The sequence below is a fragment of the Paramicrobacterium agarici genome (assembly GCF_002563955.1).
Lineage (GTDB): Bacteria > Actinomycetota > Actinomycetes > Actinomycetales > Microbacteriaceae > Paramicrobacterium > Paramicrobacterium agarici.
Genome location: NZ_PDJE01000001.1, coordinates 1,492,204 through 1,514,914 on the forward strand (window position 1 = coordinate 1,492,204; position 22,711 = coordinate 1,514,914).

Here is a 22,711-nt window from a genome sequence, read left to right on the forward strand (position 1 = left end):
CCCTGAAGAATGACGCTTTCATCCTCAGGATGATCTTGCTCCCGGCCAGCGGGGCGACGACTCGTGGATGCTGCGGACGCAACGTCCGCGGTGAGGTGTCGTTAGCGCGCGTGACGCGGCGGAGCCGTGGTGGCCCGCGGGATCAGCGCCGTCGCGAGGCGAATATGCGCAGCATCCGTCGTCTCGCCGTTCATCAGCGCGAGCAGCAGCGTGACAGCCTCGGTTCCGAGGCGCTGCATCGACTGCCGCACTGTCGTGAGAGGAGTGCTCAGCCGCGATGCCTCGGGAATGTCGTCGAATCCGACGATCGAGAGATCGCGCGGCACCGTCAGTCCCATGCTCGTCGCGAGCTCGAGCACGGCGATCGCCGAGATGTCGTTCGCCGCGAAGATCGCGGTCGGCCGGTTCGCGCTCGCCAGAAGGGATGCTGTCCGCTCGCGCGCCTCGGCCGGTTCGTAGCGTCCGACGCGCACGAGCGCCTGATCGAACGGGATGCCGGCTTCGCGAAGCGCCTGCCGGTAGCCGGCCTCACGCAGCGTCGAGGAGCGAAGATCGGGACGGCCGGCGACGAAGCCGATGCGCTCATGGCCCAGCTCGACCAGATGGCGCGTCGCCTGCAGTGCTCCTCCGAAACTGTCGGACTCGACGGTGGGAAGATCGGCGCGTCCCGTGTGCGGGTCAACGGCGACGATGGGAATGTCGGAGCTTGCGCCGACCACCGTCGGGGTCACCATGATCGCACCGTCGATGAGCGTGCCGCTGAGCCGGCTCAGCGACCGGCGCTCCCAGCCCTCGCTGTCGCGCTGACGTGTGCCGCTGTACGCGAGCAGGTCGAGCTCTGACTCATGGAGGGCCGCGCCGACGCCCTTGAGAATCTCTGCGCTGAAGGGCTCGAAGTCGGCGACGAGCACGCCGACGACTCCCGTGCGTCGTGATCGCATGCTGCTCGCGACGAGGCTCGACTCGTAGCCGAGCTTGTCGACAGCGTCCAGAACGCGGCGCACGGTGGGAGGTGCGATGCCGTAGCGGCCGTTCACCGCCTTCGACACAGTGGCGACCGACACGCCGGCCTCTCGGGCCACGTCGTGAATCGTTGCTCGTCGCGCCATGCGCTGACAGTAGCATGGAAAAGGATTTCGAAAACGTTTGACATCGTTGTGGGGCGTTGTCAGTATCGACCTACTCGAGTCGTGTGAGCACAGCAGCGATAAGCACGATCCGGGTCGCGACAGCATCCTTTCCGCTGGCGCAGCACCGCGTCCTCCCTTCTCGCGAGGGACGTCGCTCAATGAAGAGAAAAGGTGAGACATGAAAACCAAGCGATGGCTCGCCGCGTCCGCGTCGCTCGCTGCAGGGGCACTCCTGCTCAGCGGATGCAGCGGAACCGGCGCGGCAGATGATGGCAGCGTCGAGATGACCCTGTGGCACAACTCCACGACGGGCGACGGAAAGCAGTTCTGGGAAGATGCCGCCGCCGCGTTCGAAAAGGACCACGACGGCGTCACCATAAGGATCCAGGCGCTTCAGAACGAAGACCTCGACGGCAAGCTCCAGACGGCGCTCAACTCGGGCAATGCTCCCGACATCTTCCTGCAGCGCGGCGGAGGCAAGATGGCCGCCATGGTGGATGCCGGGCAGCTGATGGACATCACAAACGAGCTCTCGGACACGGCACAAGAACAGATCTCGAAAGAGACGTTCGCGGCGGAGACCTATCAGGACAAGATCTGGGCCATGCCGATCGCGGTCCTGCCGGGCGGAATGTTCTACAGCCAGGATCTGTTCGACGAAGCAGGCATCTCAGAGAACCCCGAGACCATCGACGACCTCGAAGGTGCCGTCGGTAAGCTGAAAGACGCGGGAATCTCCCCGATCGCGCTCGGTGCCAAGGACGCCTGGCCTGCGGCGCACTGGTACTACTTCTTTGCGCTTCGCGAGTGCTCGTCCGACGTCATGCTCGAGACGGCTGACACGATGGACTTCAGTGACGGCTGCTGGCTGAAGGCGGCAGAGGACCTTGAGGACTTCGCCTCGATCGAGCCCTTCAACGAAGGATTCCTCACGACGTCGGCTCAGCAGGGAGCCGGAAGCTCTGCTGGCCTCATCGCGAACCACCAGGCCGCGATGGAGCTCATGGGCGCATGGGACCCGGGCGTGATCGGTTCGCTCACTCCCGATGAGAAGCCGCTTCCCGACCTCGCATGGTTCCCGTTCCCCGAGGTTCCGGGTGGCAACGGTGAGCCAGGTTCCATGATGGGCGGCGTCGACGGATACTCGTGCTCCGCATCCGCACCCCCGGAGTGCGTGGAGTTCCTCAACTACCTGGCGACTGCTGACGTTCAGGAGAACTACTACAAGGCGTTCAACGCACCCCCGGTGAACACCGAGGCGCAGAAGGCCGTGACCGAGCCGTACCTCAAGCAGATCCTCGAGGCGTACAACGAGGCGCCGTTCGTCTCACAGTGGCTTGACACGGTCTACGGGCTCAACGTCGGCAACGCGCTGAACGTTGCGGTCGTCGACCTCCTCGCGGGGCAGGGCACGCCGAAAGACATCATCGATGCCGTGACCGTCGCCGCGAAGAAGGGCTAAGGCACACACATAATGTCCGTTCGAACGCACTCACCGTCACCCCGACGCGTGGACGCAATCGACGAGTCGACTGGGGCCGGCGCGGAGGTGCCGGCCCCAGTACGGCGCCGCCCCACGGGGCAGAGCTGGAGAACCCGGCTCGAGATCACTGTTCTCGTCGGCCCCGCCCTCGTCATGTTCCTGTCCTTCGTGATCTTTCCCGTCGCGATGGCCGCCTTCTACGGCTTCTTCCAGTGGAAGGGCTATGGGCCGCCGACAGACTTCGTCGGGCTGCAGAACTACCTCACGATCTTTCAGGACTCCGCCTTTCTCGAGGCGCTGATGCACAACGGCATCATCGTCGTGCTCTCGCTCGTGCTCCAGGGGCCGGCGGCGATCCTTCTCGCTCTGCTGCTCAATCGCCGCATGCGCGGGCAGTCGGTCATCCGCGTGCTCATCTTCATTCCCTACGTCATCTCGGAGGTCGTTGTCGGTACGGGGTGGAGCCTGATGCTGCAGACCACCGGCGCTCTCAACGGCTTTCTCGAGAACATCGGTCTCGGAGCTCTCGCGCAGGACTGGCTGTCTGATCCGGCCATCGCGATGTGGACGCTGATGCTCATCATCACGTGGAAGTACATCGGCTTCGCCGTCATCATCTTCCTCGCGGGACTGCAGGGGATCCCAGAAGAGCTCACCGAAGCGGCTCAGATCGACGGAGCATCCTTCTGGCAGATTCAACGACGCATTACGTTGCCGCTGCTCGGGCCGACGCTGCGCATCTGGGCGTTCCTCTCGATCATCGGCTCCCTGCAATTGTTCGACCTCGTCTACATCGTCTGGGGCCAGTACGTCGCATCGACGGCGGGCACGTCGACGATGGCCACATACATGGTCGCGAGCGGTCGCAACTCGGGCAACTACGGCTTCGGAAATGCCGTCGCCGTCGTCATGTTCGTCATCTCGCTGATCATCGCCCTGCTCTACCAGCGGTACGTCATGAGACGAGACACCGAAGGCGCGATCACGGAAGGACAGAAGTGATGGCCACCGCAACGATTCGACCTCGACTCGCGCCGCGACGCGCTGGGGAGAAGCTGCGGTGGGGAAACCCCGTCGTGTACTTCATCGCGCTCGTCGTTATCGCTCTCATGCTCGCGCCGATCGCGTACATCATCCTCGGCGGGTTCCGCACCAACGCGCAGATCACGACGGACCCGGCGGGGTTCCCTGCCCCATGGAACATCGGCAATTACCTCGACGTTCTGTTCGGATCGATCTTCTGGCAGCAGGTGCTCAACTCGACGATCGCCGCCGTCGCCACCACGCTCGGCGCCGTGGTGCTGGGCGTCATGGCGAGTTACGTCATCGCCCGGTATCCGTTCCGCGGCAGGGGAATCCTGTACTCGACGTTCGCTGCAGGGCTGATGTTTCCGATTACTGTCGCGATCACTCCGCTGTACATCGTCATCAAGAACCTCGGTCTGATGAACTCGCTTGCCGGAGTGATCCTTCCCCAGATCGCGTTCGCCCTACCCGTGACGATCATCATTCTCGTTCCGTTCCTGCGCGCGATTCCCAAAGAACTCGAGGAGGCGGCATTCATCGATGGATGCTCCCGCATCGGCTTCTTCTGGCGAATGGTCGTGCCGCTGGCAACGCCCGGCGTCATCACGACCGGCATCCTCGCGTTCATCGGCAGCTGGAACGGCTACATCCTTCCGCTGTTCATCTTGAACGACGCGTCGACGTTCACGCTCCCGCTCGGGGTGCAGGCTTTCGCCTCGCAGTACGCGGTGGACACGGCGAAGGTTCTCGCTTTCACGTCCCTGTCGATGATTCCCGCTCTGGTGTTCTTCAGCCTGTTCGAACGCCGCATCGTCGGCGGTCTCACGGGAGCCGTCAAGGGATAGCCGTTCAGGCGCACCGATTTACGCATCACACGCAGAGAAGAGAAGAAGAACTATGGTCATCTCCGGTATGCCGGAGCCGTCAGACCGCGTGCGCGAGCTGCACGCGCGCATGACGCTCGAAGAGAAGCTTGCGCAGCTCGTCGGATTCTGGGTCGACCAGGGCGGCGAGGTCGTCGCCCCCATGGCCGACGAGATGGCGACGTCGAACAAGTATGAGGAGGCGACTCGGCACGGCATCGGTCATTTGACGCGGGTGTATGGCACCAGGCCCGTGGATGCTGCGGAGCGCGCCGCCTGGCTTGCCGGCGAACAGCATCGCCTGCGCACGCAGACTCGCCTCGGCATCCCGGCTCTGGTTCATGAGGAATGCCTCACGGGGCTTGCCGCGTGGAAGGCGGCGACCTTCCCGACGCCTCTCGCGTGGGGCGCTGCCTTCGATGAGGGCCTCGTCGAGCAGATGGGACGTGTGATCGGAGAATCGATGCGCTCCCTCGGCATCCACCAGGGTCTCGCTCCTGTGCTCGATGTCGTGCGCGATCCGCGCTGGGGCCGTGTCGACGAGTGCATCTCAGAAGACCCGTACGTCGTGGGCATGCTCGGCACCGCGTACGTGCGCGGGCTGCAGTCGGCCGGGGTGCATGCGACGCTCAAGCACTTCGTCGGCTACTCGGCGTCGCAAGCGGGGCGCAACCACGCGCCTGTGCACGCGGGTCCGCGGGAGATCGCCGATGTGCTGCTGCCCCCGTTCGAGATGGCGGTTCGCGACGGCGGGGTGCGCTCTGTTATGAACTCCTACGCCGAGATCGACGGCGTTCCCGTTGCCGCCGACCCGTCGTACTTCGAGCAGCTGCTGAGACAGGAGTGGGGTTTTGACGGCGTCGTCGTCTCGGACTACTTCGCCGTGGCTTTTCTCCACCGTATGCACGGCGTCGCCGCGAGCAAGGGGCAGGCCGCCGAGCTCGCGCTGACCGCCGGGATCGACGTCGAGCTGCCAACGGGCGACGCGTACCTCGAACCGCTCGAGGAGCGGGTTCGGGCGGGAGTCACCGACGAGCAGATTGTGGACCGCGCCGTGCTGCGCGTCCTCGCGCAGAAGGAGGAGCTTGGTCTGCTGGAGGAGGACTTCGTGTTCGTTCCTGAGCCGGTCGACCTCGACTCTCCCGCGCACCGCGACGTTGCCCGGCGGCTCGCGGAGAAGTCCGTCGTGCTGCTGGCAAACGATGGCACGCTGCCGCTCACCGCGCCTGCGGAGCGCCGCATCGCCGTGATCGGACCGAACGCTGAGTCCGCCGAAGCGCTCATGGGCTGCTATTCGTTCGCGAATCACGTGCTCGCGAACCACCCGGGCACGCCCCTGGGGTTCGAGATCCCGTCGGTCGCTGAGGCGTTGCGTGGCGAGCTGCGGTCGGCGCGCATCACGACAGTGCGGGGCAGCGATGTCGACGGCGACGATCGCTCGGGAATCGCCGACGCCGTGGCGGCAGCCGGAGACGCCGAGGTGGCGATCGTCGTCGCCGGCGATCGAGCCGGCCTCTTCGGACGCGGAACGGTGGGTGAGGGCAACGACAGCGAAACGCTCGAGCTTCCCGGTGTGCAGCGTGAGCTCGTCGAGAGGGTCGTGGCGACCGGCACGCCGGTCGTGCTCGTGCTGCTGACCGGCCGGCCGTATGCGATCGACTGGGCCGTCTCGGGCGACTTCGCTCCCGCTGCCGTGGTTCAGGCATTCTTTCCCGGCGAAGAGGGCGGTGCAGCGATCGCGGGCGTTCTGTCGGGCCGCGTGAATCCCTCGGGTCGCCTGCCCGTGTCGCTTCCGCGCTCAGCCGGTGCGCAGCCGTACAGCTACCTCCACCCGCGGCTCGGCGGCACGACGGACATCACGTCGGCGGCGAGCGACCCCGTGCTGCCGTTCGGGCACGGCCTGTCGTACACGACGTTCGAGCACAGTGCCCTTTCGGTCGACGACGCGGTGGTCATGTCAGACGCCCCGTTCACGGCGCGCGTCATGGTGCGCAATACGGGCAGCGTTCGCGGCAGCGACGTCGTGCAGCTGTATGCGCACGACGAGCACGCGAGCGTGACGCGGCCCGTCGCGCAGCTTGTCGCGTACGCTCGCGTCGACCTCGACCCGGGCGAGGCCGTGGAGGTCTCGTTCCGCGTGCCGCCGACACGACTCGCGTTCAGCGACAGGCAGCTGCGCAAGGTCGTCGAACCCGGACGGATTCACCTGTGGGTCGGGGCCTCATGCGCGGATCGAGAGACCGAGGCGAGCATCGAGCTCACGGGGGAGACGTACGAGATCACATCGGACGACGAACGCGTCGTGCGCACGGAGGTGACAAGCGGCGCCGTCGTGTAGCGGCCGGCTGCGCGGCAGCATCCGCCACCGATGGCAAGATGGGGCTATGCACCGAACGCGCGATGACGCTCTGCTCGCACGCGCACGAGTCGCACGACTGTGGCCGCTGACGGCTGCCGGGGTCGCTGCACTGCTCGTCGCCGCGCTCGCTGTGCTCGTGCTGCTCGTCGACACGCCATTCGAGACCGATACCGAGTGGATGGCGACAGTGCGTGAAGACCCGAACGCCGTGCTCATGTACGTGAGCTTCGTGATGGACGTGATCGGGGGAGGCGTGATCGCCTGGGCGATCATTCCTCTCGGCGGCGCCGTCGCATTTCTGCTGGCCCGCCGGCCGATCGCGGCAAGCTACTGGCTCGTCTCGCTCGCCGCGAGCGCCGCTGTCGTGCAGGGCGTGAAGCAGCTGGTGGGCCGCGAGCGGCCGCTCGAGATGCTTGTGGTCTCGGACCACGGATCGTTCCCCTCGGGGCACACAGCGAACGCTGCCACGATTGCTATCGTTCTCGGCATCGTGCTGCAGCGCGCGTGGGTCTGGGTCGTCGGGGTGCTCGGCATCGTCGTCATGGCGCTCTCGCGCACCTACCTCGGGGCGCACTGGCTCACCGACACGCTCGGCGGCGCCCTGATCGGAGTGTGCATTGCCATCATCGTCTGGGCGCCGCTCGGGGTTCCGCTGCTGAAAGAGCGTCTCCGCCCGCGACAGTGACGAGCTCGCGCCGTCACATCAACTCATCGAACGACAGGAAGCACGATGCCACTCGAAATCGGAACAAACTGGGCCGGAAACCTCACGTATGGTGCCGAGCGCATCGTCGCACCGACGACGGTCGACGAGGTGCGTGAGGCACTCGCGGGAGCATCCCAGGTGCGCGCCGTCGGATCGCGGCACTCGTTTAATACGATCGCCGACACGTCCGGGCTGCTGCTGGCCACGTCGGGTCTCGCGGCCGCTCCCGTGATCGACGAGCGCGCAGGAACGGTGACGGTCGGTGCGGGAATGCGGTACGGCGAATTGGGGGCGGCGCTGCAGCAGAAGGGCTGGGCGCTGGCGAACCTCGCCTCGCTGCCACACATCTCGGTCGCGGGCGCGATTGCGACGGGCACGCACGGATCAGGCGATCGCGTGCCGTCACTCGCGGCGGCTGTTGCCGGACTCGAGCTCGTCACGGCGAACGGCGACGTCGTCACGCTGCGTCGCGGCGACATCGACTTCAACGCTGCCGTCGTGTCGCTGGGCGCACTCGGCATCGTCACGAGCGTGACGCTCGACATCGAGCCGACGTTCGAGGTGTCGCAGCACGTCTACGAATCGCTCGCGCTCGAGCGCGTTCTCGACAGCTTCGATGCGATCACGAGCCTCGGGTACAGCGTCAGCATGTTCACGACCTGGCGTGACCCTCAGACGATCGACCAGGTGTGGGTCAAGAGGCGAACGGATGCTGACGCGCCAGCACCTGCCGAGCTGCTCGGAGCCCGGCCGGCGACCGTGGCCCGTCATCCGCTACCGGGCATCTCCGCGGAGTTCTGCACGGCGCAGCTCGGTGAACCCGGCGCGTGGGTCGACAGGCTGCCGCATTTTCGCCTCGACTTCACGCCGTCGAACGGCGACGAGCTGCAGACCGAGTACCTCGTGCCGCGAGCACGTATCGGGGAGGCGCTCGATGTCATGCGCGAGATGGCACCGCGCGTCGCACCACTGTTGCAGGTGAATGAGATCCGCACCGTGCCCGCAGATGAACTCTGGCTGAGCCCGTCGAACGGTCACGACGTCGTCGGCCTTCACCTGACATGGCTTCCGGCGCAGAGCGAGGTGGAGCGGCTGCTCGTCGAGCTGGAGGAGCGACTGCTGCCGCTCGGCGCACGACCGCACTGGGGCAAGCTCTTCGCCGCCGACTCGCCGGCGCTGCACGAGGCATACCCCAAGCTCGCCGACTTTCGCGGCGTCGCCGAGCGCTATGACCCGAGGGGCGTGTTTCGCAACGACTTCCTGCGCCGTGTCTTCGGCGGCTGAACACACCCCTGCGAACTCATATGTCACAGATGGCACGAAGCAGCGCCGATAACGACGGACTTTGCCACATGAACAGCAGCAGTCACGCAGTACCCGGCGAGAGCACCTGCCACATCACCCCGAAGTGGTCGCGAACCTCGCCATAAGTGTCGCCCCACGGTGCGGGTAAGAACGGCATCTCGATCGTGCCGCCCGCGTCGGTGAAGCGCGCGATGAGATCGTCGCCGTCACTCGCGGTGTCGACCATCGCGAGGATCGAGTACACGCTCGAGCGAGGCGAAGGCAGATCGTCGCCGATACTGTCGCCGGCACGCAGGTCGAGGGCGCCACCGGTAAGGCTCGCGTGTGCGACAGCATCCGGACCCGGCTTGACGGGAAAACCCTCCGTCGGCATGCCCTCGTAGCTCAGTACCTCCAGCTCGCCGCCGAAGATCGACTGGTAAAAGGCCATGGCCTCGGACGTGGTGCCGGGAAACGAAATGTACGGCGCGGTCGTCAGTGACATGAGGAATCCTCTTTTCGCATGTGGCAACATCGTCGCACAACGCGTCTCTGTGCGAAAGAGAATGTCCGTAGACTCGCTGTGTGAGCAGCATCCGCCCCTATCGTCCCGCCGACCTCGACGACGTGTACGACATCTGTCTGCGCACGGGTGACAGCGGTGCCGATGCGACAGGCAAGTTCTCGCGCGACACGCTGCTCGCCGACATTTACGCGGCGCCCTATGTGCGCCACGACCCGAGCCTCGCGTGGGTCGTCGATGATGGGCGCCGGGCGATCGGGTACATCATCGCGACAGATGACACACGCGCGTTCACGCGCTGGTTCAGGGAGCAGTGGTGGCCGGCGCTCGCCGACCAGTACGCGCCGGCTCCGAACGAGAAACCGGGGGAGCGAGAGCTCATCGCATCAGCGGCACGTCCAGAGCGGATGCTGAACGACGATGTCGACGCGTACCCCGCTCACCTGCACATCGATCTTCTTCCCGAGACTCAAGGTCAGGGGGTGGGGCGTCAGCTTGTCGAGACGCTCGTCGCTGAGCTGAGGCGGCGAGGTGTCGCGGGTCTTCAGCTGACGGCGGGTGCGGCGAATGCGGGCGCGATCGCATTCTATGAGCGCGTCGGCTTCGACGTGCTGCATCGCGACGAAGGCGGCGTCACCTTCGGCATGGCGCTCTGAGGCGGCGCGGCCCGGTCACCGGCTGCGCTGGGGGCGACGTTCGAACCACGTGAGCATGTCGGGGTTCGAGCGCTGCAGCTCGTCGAGCGTCACCGCGTTCTGCACGTGCTCGACGGGTGCCGTCACCAGCCTCGAGGCGATCGTGTTGATGGCGTCGTCTTCCCAGAACTCCCCGCGCATACGCAGCAGCAGCGCACCGTCTGCATCGAGAACGAACATCTGGGTGACCGGGTCCGTGCCACCCGTGCGCCGCAGACGCAGAACGATTGCGCGTGCGACATCGGCGAGTTCGACGTTGCGCGACCCTGACAGGAACGGCACGATCATGAGCTCGGCGGCCGAAACCGTAACGCGCATCGACGCATAGCGCACGCCGGCGACGACGAGCGCGATCATGAGCAGCGCTTGTGCGCCGAGGACCCACCATCCGGCACCGACGGGAATCGCAAGCCAGTAGAGCGTCAGCAGAAGGGGCAGGGCGATCGCGCACACGACGAGCAGCCCCTGCCACAGCAGTGACCGCCGCACACGCACAACTGTCGTGTCCATCAGTGCAGCTTCCCCCATCGATCCTCCCCGTCCATCTTGGTACGGATCGACCCGCTTGTCGTGTCCTCCTTTTGGAGGACAGGCGCTGCCTTGTGGTTCGTGATTACACGTCGCGGACGCGGAACGCGACATGGCCGACGGTATACATGCTCAGAGCGGCGAGAGCGAGAATGCCGAGCCCTGCCGTGGGCGGAAGGGCTCCGTCGACGGGGATTACCGAGTATGCAGCCTGTCCTGCCGTGATCGGCCAGAACTGCTCGAACCAGTCTCCCAGAACGCCGGGGAGACCGGGTGCCAGGGCTGGAACGAGCAATAGGACACCGACGAGCACGGCGAGGCTCGCGGTGGACGATCGCGTAACAACGCCGATCGCGACGCCGATCAAGGCGACGAGTGCCAAGTAGAGCACGGCGCGGATGAGGGCGCCGAGAACGCCTGGCGAGAGGATGCTTGCAGCGGGGAGTCCCTCAGACAGGAGCGATGCCTGTCCTGCGGCAAAGCCGAATCCTACGGCGATCTCGCTCGTCAACAGCGAGAACTCAGTGGCAACCAATGTCTTTGCGGCCAGCAGCCGGCCGCGTGCCGGCACCATGGAGAGTGATGTTCCGATCGTGCCTGTGTCGTACTCCGACGTGACGCTGAGCGCGCCCAGCATCCCTATCAGCAGCTGCACGAAGAGGATGCCCTTCATGCTCAGCGCTGTCGGATCCCAGGGTTGGGGGAGATCGGTGGGAGGCGCGCCACGTACATCGGACGTGCCGAGGACGCCAAGTGCGGTGCTCGCGACGATGGTGCCCGCGGCGATCACCCAGGTGCTCCGGATGCTGCGGAGTTTCGTCCATTCCGCTCGGATGACGCTCACGCTGTCACCTCCAGCGGTGCGCTCTCACGTGTCAGCGTGAGAAACACATCCTCCAGGGAGCTGCGGTGTGTCGAAAGCGCAGTCAGTGCGATGCCGCGCTCGCTCGCGACGGCACCCACGTGTCGGGTATCGGCGTCGTGCACGATCACGGTGCGGTTTTCATCGATGTCCGCGCTCAGGCCGCCGCGTCGTAACGCGCGAACGAGATCGGACGCGCGATCCGAGCGGGCAGTGACGGTGAGGGACGTGTGGGTACGTACGAAGGTGTCGAGTGAGGATGCTGCGAGCAAGCGTCCGTGATGGATCACGATGAGGTCATGCGCGGTCAATTCCATTTCGGACATTAGATGGCTCGAGAACAGAACAGTGCGACCGTCAGCGGCAAGTTCGCGCATGAGTAGCCGCATCCAGCGGATCCCTTCGGGATCGAGGCCGTTGAGCGGCTCGTCAAGAACGAGCACCGCTGGGTCCCCGAGAAGAGCGGTTGCAATGCCCAATCGCTGGTGCATGCCGAGCGAGAAGTCGCCCGCGCAGCGAGTCCCTGCGTGAGAAAGGCCCACGAGATCGAGCACCTCGTCAACGCGTCTTGAGCGGAGGTTCATCGCTTGCGCGTATGACCTTAGATGGTCGACGGCACGACGACGCGGGTGAATTGCGCGCGCGTCGAGTAACGCGCCGATGACGCGTGCCGGTTCTCGCAGCCGAGAGACTGGTGCTCCCCCGACTGTGATCGAGCCGGCCGTCGGTGCGGCGAGGCCCAGTAGCATCCGCATCGTCGTCGATTTGCCGGCGCCGTTGGGGCCGAGGAAGCCCGTTACGCGGCCCGGCTTCGCGGTCATTGTGAGATTGTCGACGACCGTCGCCTGTGCGTAGCGCTTCGTGAGATTGCGGGATTCGATCGCGCGGCCTGCAAAGGGTGGAACCATTCGGGTCTCCTCTCTTGGAAAAAGTAAACTATCGAGTGTGGTTTTAAATCCGCTTGGCGTAGTCTATGAAAGTGGTCAGAATGACGGAGCAGACCCCGGGCCGCAGACGCCGTTCCGAGCAGAAGCGCGCGGTTATTCTCGAGGCAGCTGAATCTCTCTTCGCCTCGGAGGGTTTCGACCGAGTGAGCGTCGATGCGATTGCGGATCGTGCCGGCGTGTCGAAGCGCACGGTCTACGATCACTTCGCCGATAAGCGAGCGCTGTGGGAGAGGGCTTACACCCGAGTCGCCGACGCTCTCGCGCGAGATGTAGGCGAGGCAATCGACCAAGAGCTGGTTTCAGGACGTGAGATTCGCGAGGCGTTGATCGGATTCGCTGAGCGAGTCACGACGCGGACGCTCCCGTCAAACAGCTATTCAACGTTCCGGCGGCTCGACGAGCAGGCGAGCGGGGTCGCATTCTCCGGCGAGGAAGAGCGGAAGGTCCCCGATCGCCTTTTGGCGCGGCGCTTTAGCGAGATGACAGCTGCCGGACAACTCCATGCGGATGACGCCGAACTCGCGGCTTTGCAGTATTCCGCTCTCACAATCAGATTGGTGCTCAACGAGCTCCGTCGCGACGAAGATGTGGGTGGCGCTGAGCGACACAGGCTCATCGCCGCTGGCGTCGACGTATTTCTCAGCGCCTATGCGTGAGCTGGAAAATTGGCGGAGAATGGGGGATTCGAACCCCCGAGGGCGTTAACCCAACACGCTTTCCAAGCGTGCGCCATAGGCCACTAGGCGAATTCTCCATGGCCGCGAAAAGCGGCCTTGGTCATCTTACCCGAGACCAGGAGGTGCTGCTGACCACGACTGCTCCGTTGCTGGTACGCCGCCTCATTCTGAGTCTGTACAATGGATGCTGGCTCCTCGCGTGGCGCCATCCAGGCCAACTCCCCCAGGACGGAAACGTAGCAAGGGTAACCGGGCTCTGGCGGGTGCGCGGGGGGTCATTTTCTTTTCTAGAAGCGCTTCTGCTGCGGCGTCTTCGGCGGCAGGTTCGATCCCTCCCAGCCACGCCGGATCGAGCGGGACCCGCGATGCTCGTCGCGCGACCGATACACGATGTACGGCCGGAACAGGTAGCCGACCGGTGCTGAGAACACGTGAACGAGACGCGTGAACGGCCAGAGGATGAACAGCAGCGTCGCTGTGAGAGCGTGCAGCTGAAACAGCAGAGGAGCGTCGATCATGAGCGCGGGGTCCGGCTGGAAGAGCAGGATGCTGCGCACCCACGGTGAGATCGTCTCGCGATAGTTGTACCCTCCGCCGATGATTTGGTGCGCAATCGTCGCCGCTGTTCCGATCAGGATCGTGAGCCCGAGGAACACGTACATGATCTTGTCCATCACGGTCGTCGCGAGAAAGACCGGACCGTTCGAACGCCTGCGGTAGATGAGAATCCCGAGCCCCGCGACGAGCATCGCCGCGGCTGCCGTGCCCAGCACGGTCGCGCCCCAGTGATACATGTGCTCATCGATGCCGATCGCGTAGAGCCATTCAGCGGGAATGAGCAGCCCCGCGACATGGCCGGCAAGCACCATGAGGATGCCGAAATGGAACATCGGCGACCCGAGCCGCAGCAGCCTGCTCTCGTATACCTCGCTCGATCGGCTCGTCCACCCGAACTGGTCGTAGCGGTATCGCCAGATGTGCCCGACGATGAACACCGCCATGCCCGCGTACGGCAACGCGATCCACAGAATGAAGTCGAGGGCGTTCACGCGCCCACCTCCTCGCGAGCGGAATACGGTTTGAGGTTGCCGAGAAACGTCAGCCCGACCGTCTCGGTCGGCGGTCCCTCGTTCACGAGACTGAGATAGCGTTCGCGCGTTGCTGCGTCGATCTCGGGCAGCGACGCGGCGACAGCCTCGATGAGGTGCACGTATGGACTCTGAAGTCCGGCAAGCGCCGCGCGCAGCACCTCGATGCCGTCGCGGTGCGCGGCAAGAAGATCGACGGCAACGGGTGACGCGCTCGCCGCGGAGAACTCGAGTACCGCGGGCAGATAATCCGGCAGCTCCTCATCGCCCGGCTCCCAGCCTGCCGCTCGGTAGGCCTCGATGAATCGCACGAGCGCCATTCCCCTGCGGCGTGTATCGCCGGCTGCGTAGTACGTGAGGTACATGGCGGACTTGCGTTTGAGATCGAAGGTGGCGACGTAATTCTGCTCCAGCGCTGCCGCGTCAGCATCCGCCATCTCTGTCAGAAAGCGCCGAAAACGCTGCTCGAGCGCGACCGGAAGGCTCGACACCGCATCGGCAACAGCAGGCCAGGCGGAACGCCGCTCTTCGTCGGGGTAGTCGAGAAGAATGGATGCTGCCATGTGGGCGATGCGCCGCTGATCCGCCGTGAGCTCCAGCGGCGGCACCGGCTCGGGCAGAGGCTTCACGGGGCTCATGACTCGTCTTTCTGTTTGTCTGGCGGGAACATGCCGGTCGGCCTGCCATTGCCGTCCCAATTGAGCAGGTTCATGCGACCGGGCGTCGACGGTCGATCTGCGGTCTGGCGATCCTTCAGAACGTGGAAGTTCTCGACAGCGACGGGTTCGGGGCCGTGCCCACTCGAGAGACCGAAGGGTCCGGCTCCGCCCATTCCGGGTCCGCCCTCGTAGTCGAGCGAGCACGCAAGCTCGTCGAGCTCGCGCGCCTGCTCCGAGTGCGCCTGCGGGATCACGTAGCGCTCTTCGTACTTTGCGATCGCGAGCAGGCGGTACATCTGCTCGACTTCGTCGCCCGTCATTCCCACGGCTTCGGCGATCGACTCGTCGCGCCCCTCATCGAGGTTGATGCCGCGCATGTAGGAGCGCATCGCCGCGAGCTTCTGCAGCGATTCGGTCACGGGCCCCAGGTCTCCGGCGCTGAACAGCCCCGCGAGGTACTCCATCGGAATGCGCAGCTTGTCGATCGCGGCGAACAGGTTGTTGGCGTCTTCGCCATCGTTACCGCTCGATGCGACGACGTCGACGACGGGCGACAGCGGCGGGATGTACCAGACCATCGGCATGGTGCGGTACTCCGGATGCAGCGGAAGCGCGACGCGGTACTCGTTGATGAGCTTGTAGATCGGGCTCGACTGCGCGGCCTCGATCCAGTCTTCGGGGATGTTCTCGGCGCGCGCAGCTTCGATGACGGCTGGGTCGTGCGGGTCGAGGATGATGTCGCGCTGAGCGTCGAGGAGTTCTTTCTCGTCTTCGACGGATGCCGCCTCGAGAACCCGGTCGGCATCGTAGAGCACGAGCCCGAGGTAGCGCAGCCGCCCGACGCAGGTCTCGGAGCACACGGTGGGCAGGCCGACCTCGATCCGCGGGTAGCAGAGCGTGCACTTCTCGGCCTTGCCCGTCTTGTGGTTGAAGTACACCTTCTTGTAGGGGCACCCCGAGACGCACATGCGCCAGCCGCGGCACTGGTCCTGGTCGACGAGCACGATGCCGTCTTCAGCGCGCTTGTACATGGCGCCTGAGGGGCACGACGCGACGCACGAGGGGTTGAGGCAGTGCTCGCAGATGCGCGGCAGGTAGAACATGAACGACTGCTCGAACTCCATGGCGACGTGGTCGCTCATGTGTTTGAGAATCGGGTCCTCCTGCACGGTCTCGGTCGAGCCGCCGAGGTTGTCATCCCAGTTCGCCGACCAGCCGATTTTCATGTCGTCGCCCGTGAGCAGCGACTTCGGGCGCGCGACCGGAGTGTGCTCGCTCTGCGGCGCGTTGAGCAGCATGTCGTAGTCGTACGTCCACGGCTCGTAGTAGTCCTCGATCTCGGGAAGCTTCGGGTTGTAGAAGATGTTCGCGAGCTTCTGAAGACGTCCTCCCGAGCGCAGCTTGAGCCGGCCGCGCTTGGTGCGCACCCAGCCGCCGCCCCACTTCTCCTGGTCTTCGTAGCTGCGCGGGTACCCCACGCCCGGCTTGGTCTCGACGTTGTTGAACCACACGTACTCGACGCCCGTGCGATTCGTCCACGCCTGCTTACACGTGACTGAGCACGTGTGGCAGCCGATGCATTTGTCGATGTTCATCACCATGGACATCTGAGCCATGACGCGCATCAGTAATCGACCTCCTGACTGCGACGGCGAATCACCGTCACCTCGTCTCGCTGATTTCCTGTCGGACCGAGATAGTTGAACGCGAACGAGAGCTGGGCGTAGCCGCCGATGAGGTGGCTCGGCTTCAGCAGCACGCGCGTGAGGGAATTGTGGATGCCGCCGCGCAGACCGCTCGTCTCGGACTTCGGCACGTCGACCGTTCTGTCCTTCGCGTGGTACATGAACACGGTGCCCTCCGGCATGCGATGCGACACGTTCGCGCGCGCGACGACGACGCCATTGCGGTTGTACGCCTCGATCCATTCGTTGTCGCGAACGCCGATCTTCGCGGCGTCCTGCGGAGACATCCAGATGGTGGGGCCGCCTCGGCTGAGCGAGAGCATGAAGAGGTTGTCCTGATACTCCGAGTGAATCGACCACTTCGAGTGCGGCGTGAGGTAGCGAACGGCGACCTCTGCCTTTCCGGCGGAGCCGGGAGAGCCGGTTGCTGCCGTCGAGCCGACCTGCGCGTCGCCGAACAGCCGGTAGAGGTCGAGCGGCGGACGGTAGATCGGCAGGGCCTCGCCGAGCTCCAGCATCCAGTCGTGGTCGAGGTAGAAGTGCATGCGTCCCGTGAGCGTGTGCCACGGCTTGGAGTGCTCGACGTTGACGGCGAACGCCGTGTAGCGCCGGCCGCCGTGCTCAGAGCCCGACCACTCGGGGGAGGTCACGACGGGCACGGGCCGCGACTGCACGTCGGGGAAGGTGATGCGCGTCTCTTCGTTTCCCGCCGCGAGCTCTTGAACCCCGGGCTGGCCGGTGTGCGCACCGAGCTTCTCGAAGCCCTGTAGCGCGAGCCGCCCATTCGTGGTGCCCGAGAACGCGAGGATCATCTCGCACGCTCGAACGTCGCTGTCGAGGCGCACACTGCCGGCGTATGATCCGGTCTGCACAATGCCGTTCACGCGGCCGAGCTTCTCGATCTCGGGCGTCGGGTCGTACGTGATGCCCTTCGTCTGCATGCCGAGCTTCGCCGTGAGCGGCCCGAGCGTCGCCATCTGCTCGGCGAGCTTCGTGTAGTCGCGTTCGACGACGACGAGCTTCGGCATCGTCACCCCGGGAACGAGCGGGGCGTCGTCGGTGACCGTGCCGTTCGGCGTCGACATGGCGTCTGCCGTGTCGTGCATGAGCGGCGCAGCGACGAGGTCTTCGCGTACGCCGAGGTGCGTCGTCGCCATGTCGCTGACCTTCTTGGCGAGCGTGTGGAAGATGTCGAAGTCGGTGCGTGTCTGCCACGGCGGCTGGATCGCGGGGTTGAAGGAGTGCACGAACGGGTGCATGTCTGTCGACGACAGGTCGTACTTCTCGTACCATGTCGCCGCGGGCAGCACGACGTCGGAGAACAGGGTCGTGCTCGTCATGCGGAAGTCCGCGGTGAAGAGCAGATCGAGCTTGCCCTCTGGCGCGTCGTCGTGCCACTCCATCGTGCGCGGCCTGCGGTCGCCTTCCGCTTCGGGAGCGCGTACCGCAGCATCCGTTCCCAGCAGATGCTTGAGGAAGTACTCGTTTCCCTTTCCCGACGAGCCGAGAATGTTCCCGCGCCAGATGCTGAGTACGCGCGGGAAGTTCTCGGGGGAATCCGGGTCTTCGCACGCGAACCGCAGCCTGCCGTCTTTCAAGCTGTCGACCACGTACTGCTGCGGCTCGACGCCGGCCGCCCGCGCCTCGTCGACGATGTCGAGCGGGTTGCGATCGAAGGTCGGGTAGCTCGGCATCCACCCGCGCTTCGCCGACTCGACCATGCAGTCGGCCGTCGTGCGATCGGCGAACTGGCCCTTCGCGAGGGGAGAGGCGAGCTGGTCGGCCGGCAGCCCGTCATAGCGCCACTGGTCTGTCGCGAGGTACCAGAACGCCGTGCCGATCATGTTGCGCGCGGGGCGCACCCAGTCGGCGGCGAGCTGGTACTGGTTGTACCCGGTGAGCGGGCGCACCTTCTCTTGCCCCACGTAGTGTGCCCAGCCGCCTCCGTTGACGCCCTGGCATCCCGTGATCGTCGTGAGCGTGAGGAATGTGCGGTAGATCGTGTCTGAATGGAACCAGTGGTTCGCGCCAGCGCCCATGATGATCATCGAGCGGCCGCCGCTGCGCTCGGCGTTGTCGGCGAACTCGCGGCCGATGCGCGCCACCTGCTCGGCGGGCACCGACGTGATCTCCTCTTGCCATGCGGGCGTTCCCGGTGTCGACGGGTCGTCGTAGCCGGTGGGCCATCGCCCGGGCAGCCCGTCGCGACCCACGCCGTATTGCGCGAGCAGCAGATCGAACACGGTCGTCACGGTCTGACCGGCGACGGATGCTGTCGGCACGCCGCGGCGCACGACGCCGGAGCCGCCCGTGTGCGCGTCACTTCCGCTGTCGCCGTCGTCGGCCTCGGCATCCGGGGTGATGTCAAAGCGCGGCAGGTCGATCGCCGCGGCGTCGCCTGCCCAGGTGGGGGAGTCCATGATGGACAGCAGCGGATCGACGTCGCCGAGATCGAGGTTCCACGATCCCGTGTCGGCATCGCTGAAGCGGTGCCCGAGTGAGCCGTTCGGCACGACCGGCGCGCCACTCTGATCGAGAAGAACCGTCTTGAACGCCGGGTTCGCCGTCGCGGCATCCTGACCCCCGAGGTCCTCGGCGGTGATGAACTTGCCCGGCACCCAAGCATCGCCTCGCTTCTGCAGAGCGACGAGGTACGGGGCGTCGGCGAAGCGCTTGAGGTAGTCGCGAAAGTACGGCGTTGTGCGGTCGACGAAGAACTCTTTAAGAATCACGTGGCCCATCGCCATGGCCAGCGCGCCGTCGGTACCGGGGTGCGGCGCGAGCCACTCGTCGGCGAACTTCGAGTTGTCGGCATAGTCGGGCGAGACCGTGATGACCTTCTGGCCGCGATACCGCGCCTCTGTCATGAAGTGCGCGTCGGGCGTGCGGGTGACGGGGACGTTCGAGCCCCACATCATGAGGTACGACGCATTGAACCAGTCGGCGGACTCCGGAACGTCGGTCTGGTCGCCGAACACCTGCGGACTCGCCACCGGAAGGTCGGCGTACCAGTCGTAGAACGACTGCATCGTTCCGCCGATCAGGTTGACGAAGCGGGCGCCGACACCGTGCGACACCATGGACATGGCGGGAATCGGCGAGAACCCGGCGACGCGGTCTGGGCCGTACTGCTTGATGGTGTGCACGTGGGCAGCGGCGACGATCTCGGCGGCTTCGTCCCAGTTCGCACGCACGAGACCGCCCTTGCCGCGGGCGCGCTTGTACGCTTTTGCCTTCTCGGGATCTGAGGTGATCTCTGCCCACGCCGCGACGGGATCGCCGAGGCGCTGCTTCGCCTCGCGATACATCTGCAGCAGAACGCCGCGCACGTACGGATACCGCACGCGCGTCGGAGAGTACGTGTACCAGCTGAACGCGGCGCCTCGGGGGCATCCTCTCGGTTCGTACTCGGGCGAGTCAGGGCCCACCGAGGGGTAATCGGTCTGCTGCGTCTCCCACGTGATGATGCCGTCTTTCACGTACACCTTCCACGAGCACGAGCCCGTGCAGTTGACGCCGTGCGTCGAGCGCACAACTTTGTCGTGCGACCAGCGGTCGCGATAGAACGCGTCGCCCGCACGGCCGCCCTTCAGATACACCGAGCGCAGATCTTCCGAGACCTCTCCCGGGCGCAGGTATCGCCCCAGATTCACGAGCGAATCGGCGAGCGGTCCGTCGGTCCTCGCTCCGCTGTCGACTCGCTCGGGTGCGGTACGTGTGCGCTTCGCCATGGAAATCCGTGCCTTTCGTCTCGTCTAGGTCTGCTCGCGGTGTGTCACAGCATCCGCGCCCGTCAGCTGGGCTTCTCTGCGCCGGGCCTGGCGTAGTACCACCAGGCCAGCCACGAGCAGAAGCCGCACCAGACGGCGCAGATGATGAAGAACGTGGTCGGGCTCATGACCGAGAGAGCCATGCCGACGAGAAAGGGGCCGAAGGAGCCGATGGATGCTGTCCAGCCGATCGTTCCGCCCGCCTGCACCTTGGTGAAGATCATGGGCATCTGCTTGAACGTGCCCGCGTTCGCGAAGCCGGAGAAGAAGAAGATGACCATCATTCCGGTGAGGAAGCCCCAGAACTCGGTGACGCTCGACGGCGACAGGAAGAACAGCGTGATGACGGTGCCCGCTGTCATGCCGAGGCCGCCGACGAGCGTGAACTTCGCGCCGCCCCACTTGTCGCACAAGGGCCCGCACGCTGCACGGATTCCGGCGCCTAGTAGCGGACCGATCCACGCCCACGCGAGAGGATTCGGAGCGTTGTCGAAGTCACCGTAGACGTGGCCGATGATGAGGCCGGTCTGTGCAGCGAGGCCCGAGAACGCGCCGAACGACATGAGGTACAGCGCCGACATGATCCACGTGTGCTTGAGGCCGAAGATGTTCATCTGCTGCCGGAAGTTCGCTTTCACGGGCACGCGGCGCAAGAAGACGATGGCGGCGATCGCCGCGAGCAGCACCCACGGCACCATGACGAGGCCGCCGTTGTGCAGCCAGACGAGCGTGCCATCGGTCTGCGATTGCGGGGTCAGCGCGGCGGTGCCGAGCAGGCCGAACCCCACGACCCACGGCACGAGAAATTGCACGATGCCGATGCCGAAGTTGCCGATGCCCGCCTGCAGGCCGAGCGCCGTGCCCGAGAGGCGCTTGGGAAAGAAGTAGCTCGTCGAGGCCATGAGCCCGCTGAAGCTGCCCCCGCCGACGCCGGCGCTGAACGACAGCAGCATGAGAAACCAGAATGGAATGGTGGGATCGCGAACGACGAACGTCCACCCGAGAAGGGGAATGAGCAGCAGCATCGCGGCGAGGGCGACGAGCGTGCGTGTGCCGAGCAGCGGCGGAAGAAACATGAAGATCAGGCGGATGAGACCGCCCGCGAGCCCTGGCAGAGCGACGAGCCAGTAGAGCTCTTGATCGGAGAGTGAATAGCCGATGTCGTTGAGGCGAGGCGCAATGGCGCTCACGAGATACCACGTGGCGAACGCCAGGATCATCGTGTAGGTCGTGATCCAGAGAGTGCGCCACGCGAGCGCTTTGTCCCAGGTTTCGTCGTGCTCGGGATCCCAATTGGACAAGTCAGGCTTCAGAGGGATTCTCTCGTCTCCCGTGCCTGTCGTCGCGCTCACGCTTCCCCCTTCAATCGTGAAAGGTCGCGGCCGAAATCGGCATCTGCTTCTTGCGCTGAGCCTATCGGCACTTCTCTGAGTTAGGACAGACTTACTGCTGCTGCTGCTGCTCGTGGTGGACGTTGCCTACACTGGCGGTATGCAGAATGATTCGCCGAGCAAGGTGGCCCGGGTCATCACGGTGTCCGATCGCGCGTTCTCCGGTCAGCGCGACGACGTGTCGGGGCCTCTCGCGGTCTCGATGCTCGAAGAGGCCGGATGGAGCGCCGACGTGAAGGTCGTGCCCGACGACATCGATGCGGTGGCCGGCAACATCCGCTCTGCCGTTGACGATGGTGCGCGGCTCGTCGTCACCACGGGCGGAACGGGTATCACTGAGCGCGATGTGACTCCGCAGGCGACGGCGCCGCTGCTGCGTTTGGACCTTGCGGGCGTTGCCGAGCAGATTCGCCGCGTCGGCGCCGAGAACGTGCCCACGGCTCTGCTCTCGCGCGGGCTCGCGGGCGTGAGCGGAAATGCTCTGGTCGTGAATCTCGCCGGTTCTCCTGGTGCCGTGCGCGACGGCATTCCCGTTGTCGTCTCGGTCGCCGGACACGTGCTGTCGCAGCTCGACGGAGCAGACCACTCATGATCGTGACCACGAGTGTGTCGGAGCGTCCGCTCGACGTGATTGAGCACATGGATGCTGTCGCGCACGACGCGCAGGGAGCAACGGCGCTGTTCGTGGGCACGGTGCGCGACAACGATCCCGACGCGAACGGACGCGTCGTGCGACTGGAGTACAGCGCGCACCCCGACGCCGAAGCGGTGCTGACAGAGCTGGCCGCGGCCGCGGATGCTGAGAGGCTGCGCCTCGCGGTGAGCCACCGCGTTGGAACATTGGGCATCGGTGACGCCGCGATCGTGTGTGCCGTGTCGAGCGTGCATCGCGCGGAGGCCTTCGACGTGTGCCGCGCGCTCGTTGAATCGGTGAAGGCCGAGCTTCCGGTCTGGAAGAAGCAGATCGAGGCGGACGGCAGCTATTCGTGGGTGGGCCTCGGCCGGCTCGGTTCTGCTCAGTAGCGAGGCCTACGA

The 22,711-nt window shown here is 65.3% G+C and carries 20 protein-coding genes, 1 tRNA gene and 1 other RNA gene; 11 read left to right on the plus strand and 11 right to left on the minus strand.

The features are described 5' to 3' along the window. Positions 1 to 101: 101 nt before the first annotated feature. Positions 102 to 1,109 (minus strand): LacI family DNA-binding transcriptional regulator, encoded by a 1,008-nt coding sequence (locus tag ATJ78_RS07290; RefSeq protein ID WP_098406985.1) that lies wholly within the window; start codon positions 1,107 to 1,109, stop codon positions 102 to 104. Between the two features lie 199 nt (positions 1,110 to 1,308). Between ATJ78_RS07290 and ATJ78_RS07295 the strand changes: the two genes are divergently transcribed. The 6 genes from ATJ78_RS07295 to ATJ78_RS07320 are packed head-to-tail and all read left to right on the plus strand — an operon-like array spanning position 1,309 to position 8,851. After that, complete coding sequence (locus ATJ78_RS07295) at positions 1,309 to 2,592, plus strand: ABC transporter substrate-binding protein (RefSeq protein ID WP_098406986.1); 1,284 nt, start codon at positions 1,309 to 1,311, stop codon at positions 2,590 to 2,592. 48 nt (positions 2,593 to 2,640) lie between these two features. Further along, positions 2,641 to 3,615 (plus strand): carbohydrate ABC transporter permease, encoded by a 975-nt coding sequence (locus tag ATJ78_RS07300; protein ID WP_434061488.1) that lies wholly within the window; start codon positions 2,641 to 2,643, stop codon positions 3,613 to 3,615. Continuing rightward, positions 3,615 to 4,484: a carbohydrate ABC transporter permease gene (locus ATJ78_RS07305; RefSeq protein ID WP_098406988.1), complete on the plus strand. Its 870-nt coding sequence runs from the start codon at positions 3,615 to 3,617 to the stop codon at positions 4,482 to 4,484. The genes ATJ78_RS07300 and ATJ78_RS07305 overlap by 1 nt, the downstream gene beginning before the upstream one ends. A 52-nt stretch (positions 4,485 to 4,536) precedes the next feature. Continuing rightward, entirely contained in the window at positions 4,537 to 6,840 is a 2,304-nt protein-coding gene (locus ATJ78_RS07310; RefSeq protein ID WP_098406989.1) for a beta-xylosidase/alpha-l-arabinosidase, read from the plus strand. Between the two features lie 46 nt (positions 6,841 to 6,886). Further along, positions 6,887 to 7,546 (plus strand): phosphatase PAP2 family protein, encoded by a 660-nt coding sequence (locus ATJ78_RS07315; RefSeq protein ID WP_245836244.1) that lies wholly within the window; start codon positions 6,887 to 6,889, stop codon positions 7,544 to 7,546. 45 nt (positions 7,547 to 7,591) lie between these two features. Further along, complete coding sequence (locus ATJ78_RS07320) at positions 7,592 to 8,851, plus strand: FAD-binding protein (protein ID WP_098406990.1); 1,260 nt, start codon at positions 7,592 to 7,594, stop codon at positions 8,849 to 8,851. 82 nt (positions 8,852 to 8,933) lie between these two features. Here the strand turns inward: ATJ78_RS07320 and ATJ78_RS07325 are convergent, their stop codons facing one another. Next, entirely contained in the window at positions 8,934 to 9,356 is a 423-nt protein-coding gene (locus ATJ78_RS07325) for a VOC family protein (protein ID WP_098406991.1), read from the minus strand. 80 nt (positions 9,357 to 9,436) lie between these two features. Between ATJ78_RS07325 and ATJ78_RS07330 the strand changes: the two genes are divergently transcribed. Further along, positions 9,437 to 10,030, plus strand: coding sequence for a GNAT family N-acetyltransferase (locus ATJ78_RS07330; protein WP_098406992.1), 594 nt, complete (start codon positions 9,437 to 9,439; stop codon positions 10,028 to 10,030). A 15-nt stretch (positions 10,031 to 10,045) separates the two neighbouring features. Here ATJ78_RS07330 and ATJ78_RS07335 read toward each other — a convergent pair whose 3' ends face one another. The 3 genes from ATJ78_RS07335 to ATJ78_RS07345 form a co-directional block, all read right to left on the minus strand. Continuing rightward, entirely contained in the window at positions 10,046 to 10,579 is a 534-nt protein-coding gene (locus ATJ78_RS07335; RefSeq protein WP_098406993.1) for a hypothetical protein, read from the minus strand. A 103-nt stretch (positions 10,580 to 10,682) separates the two neighbouring features. Beyond that, complete coding sequence (locus tag ATJ78_RS07340) at positions 10,683 to 11,441, minus strand: ABC transporter permease (RefSeq protein ID WP_098406994.1); 759 nt, start codon at positions 11,439 to 11,441, stop codon at positions 10,683 to 10,685. Next, positions 11,438 to 12,367 (minus strand): ATP-binding cassette domain-containing protein, encoded by a 930-nt coding sequence (locus tag ATJ78_RS07345; protein ID WP_098406995.1) that lies wholly within the window; start codon positions 12,365 to 12,367, stop codon positions 11,438 to 11,440. Before ATJ78_RS07345 ends, ATJ78_RS07340 begins: the two co-directional genes overlap by 4 nt. An 80-nt stretch (positions 12,368 to 12,447) precedes the next feature. Here ATJ78_RS07345 and ATJ78_RS07350 point away from each other — a divergent pair, with 80 nt between their 5' ends. Further along, positions 12,448 to 13,062 carry a TetR/AcrR family transcriptional regulator gene (locus ATJ78_RS07350; RefSeq protein ID WP_169923417.1) on the plus strand — a complete coding sequence of 205 codons (615 nt, stop codon included), beginning with the start codon at positions 12,448 to 12,450 and terminating at the stop codon, positions 13,060 to 13,062. Between the two features lie 10 nt (positions 13,063 to 13,072). On the opposite strand, the gene ATJ78_RS07355 is transcribed toward ATJ78_RS07350, so the two are convergent. Then, positions 13,073 to 13,160: transfer RNA gene (locus tag ATJ78_RS07355), tRNA-Ser, on the minus strand. 109 nt (positions 13,161 to 13,269) lie between these two features. On the opposite strand from ATJ78_RS07355, the gene ffs reads away from it, so the two are divergent. After that, positions 13,270 to 13,366, plus strand: an RNA gene (gene ffs / locus ATJ78_RS07360) — signal recognition particle sRNA small type. A gap of 4 nt (positions 13,367 to 13,370) precedes the next feature. Here the strand turns inward: ffs and narI are convergent. From narI to ATJ78_RS07385, 5 genes are all read right to left on the minus strand, one after another. Then, positions 13,371 to 14,132, minus strand: coding sequence for a respiratory nitrate reductase subunit gamma (gene narI / locus ATJ78_RS07365; protein ID WP_098406997.1), 762 nt, complete (start codon positions 14,130 to 14,132; stop codon positions 13,371 to 13,373). Beyond that, positions 14,129 to 14,809, minus strand: coding sequence for a nitrate reductase molybdenum cofactor assembly chaperone (gene narJ, locus ATJ78_RS07370; RefSeq protein ID WP_098406998.1), 681 nt, complete (start codon positions 14,807 to 14,809; stop codon positions 14,129 to 14,131). The genes narI and narJ overlap by 4 nt, the downstream gene beginning before the upstream one ends. After that, positions 14,806 to 16,455 (minus strand): nitrate reductase subunit beta, encoded by a 1,650-nt coding sequence (gene narH / locus ATJ78_RS07375; RefSeq protein WP_098406999.1) that lies wholly within the window; start codon positions 16,453 to 16,455, stop codon positions 14,806 to 14,808. Before narH ends, narJ begins: the two co-directional genes overlap by 4 nt. Beyond that, positions 16,455 to 20,246, minus strand: a complete 3,792-nt coding sequence (locus ATJ78_RS07380) for a nitrate reductase subunit alpha (protein WP_098407000.1) — start codon at positions 20,244 to 20,246, stop codon at positions 16,455 to 16,457. Before ATJ78_RS07380 ends, narH begins: the two co-directional genes overlap by 1 nt. A gap of 62 nt (positions 20,247 to 20,308) precedes the next feature. Then, positions 20,309 to 21,637 (minus strand): MFS transporter, encoded by a 1,329-nt coding sequence (locus ATJ78_RS07385; RefSeq protein WP_245836245.1) that lies wholly within the window; start codon positions 21,635 to 21,637, stop codon positions 20,309 to 20,311. A 139-nt stretch (positions 21,638 to 21,776) separates the two neighbouring features. On the opposite strand from ATJ78_RS07385, the gene ATJ78_RS07390 reads away from it, so the two are divergent. After that, positions 21,777 to 22,268 carry a MogA/MoaB family molybdenum cofactor biosynthesis protein gene (locus ATJ78_RS07390; protein WP_098407001.1) on the plus strand — a complete coding sequence of 164 codons (492 nt, stop codon included), beginning with the start codon at positions 21,777 to 21,779 and terminating at the stop codon, positions 22,266 to 22,268. Next, the gene (locus ATJ78_RS07395) at positions 22,265 to 22,699 is read left to right on the plus strand and encodes a molybdenum cofactor biosynthesis protein MoaE (protein ID WP_098407002.1); all 435 of its coding nucleotides are present in this window, start codon (positions 22,265 to 22,267) and stop codon (positions 22,697 to 22,699) included. The genes ATJ78_RS07390 and ATJ78_RS07395 overlap by 4 nt, the downstream gene beginning before the upstream one ends. The last annotated feature ends 12 nt before the right edge of the window (positions 22,700 to 22,711 follow it).